The sequence below is a fragment of the Azotobacter bryophylli genome (assembly GCF_042643485.1).
Classification (GTDB): Bacteria; Pseudomonadota; Gammaproteobacteria; order Pseudomonadales; family Pseudomonadaceae; genus Azotobacter; species Azotobacter bryophylli.
This window is the reverse complement of the sequence record NZ_JBHRSJ010000019.1, coordinates 25,093-32,207: the sequence shown is the minus strand read 5'-3', so window position 1 is coordinate 32,207 and position 7,115 is coordinate 25,093. Positions and strand designations below refer to the sequence as shown.

General features: G+C 66.9%; 9 protein-coding genes. 8 read left to right on the top strand and 1 reads right to left on the bottom strand.

Annotation, left to right across the window (positions count from 1 at the left end; genetic code table 11):
- Positions 1-50: 50 nt before the first annotated feature.
- On the bottom strand, positions 51-542 hold the full coding sequence (locus tag ACFOJE_RS10615) for an anti-virulence regulator CigR family protein (RefSeq protein ID WP_377814312.1): 492 nt from the start codon (positions 540-542) through the stop codon (positions 51-53).
- A 169-nt stretch (positions 543-711) separates the two neighbouring features.
- Here ACFOJE_RS10615 and ACFOJE_RS10610 point away from each other — a divergent pair, with 169 nt between their 5' ends.
- From ACFOJE_RS10610 to grxD, 8 genes are all read left to right on the top strand, one after another.
- Positions 712-1,287 carry a TetR/AcrR family transcriptional regulator gene (locus ACFOJE_RS10610; protein ID WP_377814311.1) on the top strand — a complete coding sequence of 192 codons (576 nt, stop codon included), beginning with the start codon at positions 712-714 and terminating at the stop codon, positions 1,285-1,287.
- Entirely contained in the window at positions 1,284-3,275 is a 1,992-nt protein-coding gene (gene shc / locus ACFOJE_RS10605) for a squalene--hopene cyclase (RefSeq protein ID WP_377814310.1), read from the top strand. The genes ACFOJE_RS10610 and shc overlap by 4 nt, the downstream gene beginning before the upstream one ends.
- A 290-nt stretch (positions 3,276-3,565) precedes the next feature.
- Positions 3,566-5,074 carry a nitrogenase cofactor biosynthesis protein NifB gene (gene nifB / locus ACFOJE_RS10600; protein WP_377814309.1) on the top strand — a complete coding sequence of 503 codons (1,509 nt, stop codon included), beginning with the start codon at positions 3,566-3,568 and terminating at the stop codon, positions 5,072-5,074.
- 20 nt (positions 5,075-5,094) lie between these two features.
- Positions 5,095-5,373, top strand: a complete 279-nt coding sequence (locus ACFOJE_RS10595; protein ID WP_377814308.1) for a 4Fe-4S dicluster domain-containing protein — start codon at positions 5,095-5,097, stop codon at positions 5,371-5,373.
- Positions 5,374-5,385: 12 nt separating this feature from the next.
- Entirely contained in the window at positions 5,386-5,826 is a 441-nt protein-coding gene (locus tag ACFOJE_RS10590; RefSeq protein ID WP_377814307.1) for an ArsC/Spx/MgsR family protein, read from the top strand.
- Positions 5,826-6,383 (top strand): nitrogen fixation protein NifQ, encoded by a 558-nt coding sequence (locus ACFOJE_RS10585; RefSeq protein WP_377814306.1) that lies wholly within the window; start codon positions 5,826-5,828, stop codon positions 6,381-6,383. The genes ACFOJE_RS10590 and ACFOJE_RS10585 overlap by 1 nt, the downstream gene beginning before the upstream one ends.
- A complete protein-coding gene (locus ACFOJE_RS10580) occupies positions 6,380-6,739 on the top strand; it encodes a thiosulfate sulfurtransferase GlpE (protein ID WP_377814305.1) in 360 nt (119 codons plus the stop codon). Before ACFOJE_RS10585 ends, ACFOJE_RS10580 begins: the two co-directional genes overlap by 4 nt.
- A gap of 11 nt (positions 6,740-6,750) precedes the next feature.
- Positions 6,751-7,080: a Grx4 family monothiol glutaredoxin gene (gene grxD, locus ACFOJE_RS10575; RefSeq protein ID WP_377814304.1), complete on the top strand. Its 330-nt coding sequence runs from the start codon at positions 6,751-6,753 to the stop codon at positions 7,078-7,080.
- Positions 7,081-7,115: the final 35 nt, after the last annotated feature.

Sequence of the window (7,115 nt, the reverse complement as noted above, 5' to 3'; positions counted from 1 at the left end):
ACAAGAAGGCCGGAGCCACTGGGCTCCGGCCTTCGTTCATGGGGACGGCATCAATGGAAGATGTCGTGCACCACCTCGTGGATCACCCCGGTCGCCACGCCGACCAGGATCAGCTCGGTCCCCGCCTGCATCCACTCGTAGCCATCGTAGTACGGCAACCTGCCATATAGCCGGCCATCCAGCCGGGTGGCGATGCCCGGGGGCAGCGGCTTGCCGCGCGCCAGCCGCTTCTGGATGCCGGGCGGCAGCGCCGCACCCGGATTCCAGTAGCCGCGGTTGTCGTCGAGCACCCGGCGGATCCGCTCTTCGTCGATGCGCCCCGGATAGCGGTAGTCGCCGCGGTACCCCGAATAGAGGCCGGTGTCATGATCGCCATGGCCCTGCGCCTGGCGCTTGTCGCCGTGGCCAGCATGGTTCTCGTGCGGCGCTTGCCGGTGCGGATTGCCGTCCTTCCCGTGACCGGGTTCGGCCAGCGCTGCCGATGCGCCAGCCAGCAGGGAGAAACTCGCGAACAGCACGACCGCGGGGCGGGATCTGGACATGGAGGCACTCACTTCCGTGGGGGGGGTTACCGGGTTATAGCAGTGATGGCGATGTGTCGCCACAGGCCCTTGCCTGTGCCAGTGTCCATCGCGGAACACAGCGGACAAGCATCACGACGCTGCCTGGGCCGGCCTTGAAACAATCCGTCCGGCTGGTATCATTTTCCGCATGCCTATCGCCCGCCGTCGAAAGAAGCAGCCCGACGTGCTGCGCCCCCAACTCCTCCAATCTGCAGGCCAACTGGCCCTGGAAGCGGGTCTTCGTGCCGTCACGCTCGAAGCCGTCGCCGCCCGGGCGGGGGTCAGCAAGGGGGGGCTGCAGTACCACTTCCCCAACAAGCAGGCCCTGCTGGACGCCCTCTTCGACGAGACGCTGGCGGCATTCAAGGCCGACATGCTCTCGGCCATGGCGGAAGACCCCGATACGGGAGGCCGCGCGGCTCGCGGCTACATCCATGCCTCCCTGCAGGAATCCCGGCGCAACGCATCGGCCACCCATCTGCACCTGCTGCTGGCCATGATGCTCACCGATCCCGAAACGCGCGCCCGCTGGAGTCCGAAGATCGTCGAGATAAACCGACCGGAACCCCTGCCCGATGCCGAAGCGGCCCGCCTGATGATCTGCCGCCTGGCCGCGGACGGGCTCTGGCTTGCCGAACTGCTCGGCTACCAATCGATGCCTCCCTCTCTGTACGCGGAAGTCCTGCGTCAGATCGATCAGATGACACGGAACAATAGCAAATGAGTCCCACGGTGAATGCCGCCTGCGAGAAGATCGCGAATCCCGAACCGCAAACCGCCGAAGCGCCGTCCGAGGAGCAGCTCCGGCAAGCCATCGAGTCCGCCAGCGATGCCCTGCTGAGCCTGCAGAACGAGAGCGGCGACTGGTGCTTCGAGCTGGAATCCGATGCGACCATTCCCGCCGAATACATCCTGATGATGCATTTCGTCGACGAGATCGACGACGAGCTGCAGGCCGCCATGGCGATCTACCTGCGCAGCATCCAGCGGCGCGACGGCCACGGCGCCTGGGACCAGTACTACGACGGCGCCCTCGACGTCTCCGCCAGCGTCAAGGCGTACTTCGCGCTGAAGGCCGCGGGCGACGACCCGAACGCCCCGCACATGGAGCAGGCGCGGCGCGCCATTCTCGCCGCCGGGGGCGCGGCCAAGTCCAACGTCTTCACCCGCATCCTGCTGGCCACCTTCGAGCAGGTGCCGTGGAGCGCCACCCCCTTCGTGCCGGTGGAGCTGGTGCTGCTCCCCGACTGGTTCCCGGTGCATCTGAACAAGATGGCCTACTGGGCCCGAAGCACGATGGTGCCGCTGACGGTCCTCTGCTCGCTGCGCGCCAAGGCGGTCAACCCGCGCGGCATCAGCGTGCGCGAGCTGTTCGTGACCCCGCCGGAGGAAGAGCGCAACTACTTCTCGAGCAAGGGCTTCGTACGCAAGGCGTTCCTCGCCATCGACAAGGTGGGCCGCCTGATCGAGCCGCTGATTCCCGAATCCACGCGGCGCCGCGCGATCGAATACGCGCAGGAATGGTGCGCCCAGCGGGCCAACGGCGAGGATGGCCTGGGCGGCATCTTCCCGCCCATGGTCTACTGGTACGAGATGATGGCCGTGCTGGGAGTGCCGAAGAACGATCCCATGCGCCAGACCTGCCTGGCCTCCATCCGCAAGCTGCTGGTGCGCCGTCCCGACGGTTCGGCCTACTGCCAGCCCTGCCTGTCGCCCGTATGGGATACGGCATGGAGCGTCATGGCCCTGCAGCACGCCGACGACAGCGAGCGCACCCAGCAGGCGGTGCAGAAGGCCTACGACTGGCTGGAATCGCTCCAGGTGACGGACCTGCGCGGCGACTGGGGAGAAGCCGTGCCCTACGCGGTACCGCCGGGAGGCTGGGCGTTCCAGTACTGGAACGCCTACTACCCGGACATCGACGACACCGCCGTGGTCGCGGCCATGCTGGCCTCCCGCGGACGGCGCATCGGGCAGCCGGACCGTTACCAGAAACAGGTCCAGCTGGCCATCGAGTGGATGCTCGGCCTGCAATCGAAGAACGGCGGCTTCGGCGCCTTCGATGCCAACTGCGATCGCGAATACCTGAACATGATTCCCTTCGCCGACCACGGCGCCCTGCTCGATCCGCCCACCGAGGACGTATCCGGCCGGGTGCTGCTGTGCCTGGGCCTGAGCGGCATGCGCGAGCAGTACCGGACGGAAATCCAGCGCTGCATCACCTATCTGCGCAGCAAGCAGCGCCCGGACGGCGCCTGGTGGGGACGCTGGGGCTCCAACTACATCTACGGCACCTGGAGCGTGCTGGCCGGTCTGGCGCTGGTCGGCGAAGACGTCACCCAGCCCTACATCCGCAAGGCCGTCGAGTGGCTGAAGAGCCGCCAGAACGCGGACGGCGGCTGGGGGGAGACCAACGACTCGTACCTCGACCCGTCGCTGGCCGGCACCAACAAGGGCGACAGCTCGCCGGACCGCACCTCCTGGGCGCTGCTCGGTCTGTTCGCCGTCGGCGAAGGCCGCTCGCCGGAAGTGCGCCGCGGCATCGAATACCTGCTCCGCCAACAGCGGCAGAACGGGCTGTGGAGCCATCCGTCGCACAACGCCCCGGGCTTCCCCCGCGTGTACTACCTGAAGTACCACGGCTACACCGCGTTCTTCCCGCTGTGGGCGCTGACCAAATACCGCCAGCTGATGCAGTCGCCGAGAGCCTGACGACCGCGCCGCGAGGCCGCGAACCGAAGCACCAAGGTGCGCCGGCTCGCGGCCTCGTGCGTTTCGTGGACGGCATCCGCCGCATGCCGGCGCGAAGCCGGCGGCCCCGCCGCCTCCCAGCCTGTCACTTTCCCTACAGTCCCCCTCTCCCATCCCCCGCCTTTGTCCGTTGCGGTACAACAAACGGCCCCGCATCAGCGAAATAAACTCTTAAAAAACAGCCAGTTAAAAAACGGGCACGGCCCTTGCTCTCTCCCTTGGCGTACAGACTCTCTCACCGGAGACCGACCATGGAACTGAGCGTACTTGGGCAAAACGATGGGGAGCATGCCGGCGGCGGCTGCTCCTCCGGTAGCTGCGGCAGCACCAACGATCAGCTTTCCCACCTGCCGGATCATATCCGCGACAAGGTGCACAACCATCCCTGCTATTCGGAAGAGGCGCATCACTACTTCGCGCGCATGCACGTGGCGGTGGCGCCGGCCTGCAACATCCAGTGCCACTACTGCAACCGCAAGTACGACTGCGCCAACGAGTCGCGTCCCGGCGTGGTCTCCGAGGTGCTGAGCCCGGACCAGGCGGTGAAGAAGGTCAAGGCGGTGGCGGCGACCATCCCGCAGATGACCGTGCTCGGCATCGCCGGCCCCGGCGACCCCCTGGCCAACCCGCAGCGCACCTTCGAGACCTTCCGCCAGCTCTCCGAGCAGGCGCCGGACATCAAGCTGTGCGTCTCGACCAACGGCCTGGCCCTGCCCGACTGCGTCGACGAGCTGGCCAAGCACAACATCGACCACGTGACCATCACCATCAACTGCGTCGATCCGGCGGTGGGCGCCCAGATCTATCCGTGGATCTACTGGAACAACAAGCGCATCCGCGGCGAGAAGGCCGCCAAGATCCTCATCGAGCAGCAGCAGAAGGGTCTGGAGATGCTGGTGGCGCGCGGCATCCTGGTGAAGGTCAACTCGGTGCTGATCCCCGGGGTCAACGACGAGCACCTGAAGGAAGTCAGCAAGGTGGTCAAGGCCAAGGGCGCCTTCCTGCACAACGTCATGCCGCTGATCGCCGAGGCCGAGCACGGCACCTTCTACGGCGTGATGGGCCAGCGCAGCCCCGAGCCCGAGGAGCTGCAGGATCTGCAAGACGCCTGCGCCGGCGACATGAACATGATGCGCCACTGCCGCCAGTGCCGCGCCGACGCGGTGGGCCTGCTCGGCGAGGACCGCGGCGAGGAGTTCACCCTGGACAAGATCGAGGCGATGGAAATCGACTACGAGGCGGCCATGGTCAAGCGCGCCGCCATCCATGCGGCGATCAAGGAAGAGCTGGACGAGAAGGCGGAGAAAAGGGCGCGTCTGGCCGGCCTCTCGGTGCCGTCGGTCGAGGGCGCGGTGGCCCGCAACCATCGCCCGGTGCTGATGGCCGTGGCCACCAGCGGCGGCGGCCTGATCAACCAGCATTTCGGCCATGCCCGGGAGTTCCTGGTCTACGAGGCCTCGCCCAACGGCGTGCGCTTCATCGGCCACCGCAAGGTCGACCAGTACTGCATCGGCAACGACAGCTGCGGCGAGAAGGAAAGCGCCCTCTCCGGCAGCATCCGCGCCCTCAAGGGCTGCGAGGCGGTGCTCTGCTCGAAGATCGGCTACGAGCCCTGGAGCGAGCTGGAGGCCGCCGGCATCCAGCCCAACGGCGAGCACGCGATGGAGCCCATCGAGGAAGCGGTGATGGCGGTCTATCAGGAAATGATCAGTGCCGGGCGTCTGGATAACGAGGAAGCCCTGCTGCAGGCCAAGGCCTGACGTGCGAAAGGAGGTGCGAGATGGCACTCAAGATTGTGGATTCCTGCGTCAATTGTTGGGCCTGTGTGGATGTCTGCCCGAGTCAGGCGATCTCCATGGGCGACACCCACTTCAAGATCAGTGCGCGCAAGTGCACCGAGTGCGAGGACGACTACAGCGACAAGCAGTGCGCGAGCATCTGCCCGATCGAAGGCGCCATCCTGCTCGCGGACGGCACGCCGGCCAACCCGCCCGGCTCGCTGACCGGCATTCCCCCGGAGCGTCTGGCCGAAGCCATGCGTGAAATCCAGGCCCGCTGAGAGGAGCCCGCCATGTCTTGCATCGTGTTCTACGAGAAGCCCGGTTGCGCCACCAACCGTCTGCAGAAGCAGTTGCTGCGTTCGGCCGGCCTCAAGCTGGAAGTGCGCGATCTGCTCAGCGAGCCCTGGACCCGCGAGCGCCTGCGGCCGTTCTTCGGCGAGCGGCCGGTGGCCGAGTGGTTCAACCGTTCGGCGCCGGCGATCAAGTACGGCGAACTGGACCCGACGCGCCTGAACGCGCAGCAGGCGCTGGACCTGATGCTGGCCCAGCCGCTGCTGATCCGCCGGCCGCTGATCCGCTACGGCAAGCACTACATGGCGGGCTTCGACCTGGCCAAGCTCAGCACCGAACTGCCCTGCAACGGCGCGCTGCCGGAGCCCTCCGAGGCGTTCGACAGCTGCTCGGTCGGCACCGGCACGCCGATCGGCTGCCTGGCCACGGGTGGCCGCTGATGGCCGGGCTGGCGGTCCTGCGGGGGTTCGAGCAGGAGGCGGTCGCCGAACACGAGCCGAATCGCGCCTGGCTGGAACAGATCGTCCGGGCCCAGCGTAGCGGCAAGGGTTGCCTGCCGCTCCACCTGGGGCTGGATGCGCGGGCCCACGCCGCGCTGATCCGGGCGCACTTCCCCGAGCTGGGCGATGCCGCGGGCGACGACCTGCGCCAGGAACTGCTGGAGCTGCGCCGCGACGAGTGGAGCGATCTGCGCGATCTGCTGCTCTCCGGCCGGCGCGGACGCGACCCCGGCGAGGCGTGGATGGCGGCCATCGTCGCCGCCGGCTGCCTGGGCGGCGACCATCTGTGGCGCGACCTGGGCCTGGCCTCGCGGCTGGAGCTGCACGAGCTGTTGACGCACAACTTCCCGCACCTGGCCATGCGCAACACCCAGGACATGCGCTGGAAGAAGTTTTTCTACAAACAGCTGTGCGAGCGGGAAGGCGGCTATGTCTGCCGTTCGCCCAGCTGCGAACAGTGCCCCACCTACCACGACTGTTTCGGAGAAGAGACATGAAGGCATTCGCCCGCATTGGCGTCGAGCAGGCCGAAGCGCTGCTGGCCGAGAAGGACAACGTCATGCTGCTGGACCTGCGCGCTGCCCGGGACTACTGCCAGGGGCACGATCCGCGCGCCATCCATCTCAGCGACCTGAATCTGCGCACTCTTCTGAAGATCACGCCGAAGCAGGTCCACCTGATTTTCTGCTGTTACCACGGCAAGGCCAGCCAGGACATGGCGCGCCTGTTCGCCGGTTTCGGCTTCGCCCACTGCTACAGCCTCGACGGCGGCTACGAGGCCTGGCAGGCCAGGCCGCGGCTGCAGCGCCAACCGCACAGCGCCAGCCTCCGGCAAAGCGCTGCCGCCTGTTAAGGAGAAGAAACATGCAGGTAATCGATACCGAAGCGCGCATCCGCAAGCAGATCGCCGAAAACCCGGTGATCCTCTACATGAAGGGCACCCCGGAAGCCCCCGAGTGCGGCTTCTCCCGCGCCGCCGTGGGAGCACTGCAGAAGGTCGGCAAGCCCTTCGCCTTCGTCAACGTGCTGCAGGCTCCGCATATCCGCGAGAAGCTGCCGAAGGTCTCGCAGTGGCCCACCTTTCCGCAGCTGTTCGTCAACGGCGAGCTGGTCGGCGGCTGCGACATCATCCTCGGCATGGAAGCCGACGGCACCCTGCAGCCGTTGCTGGAGCAGGCCGGCAGCGAGGCTTGAACGGTTTGTCAGCGCAGCGGCGTTTCCCGTCGTTC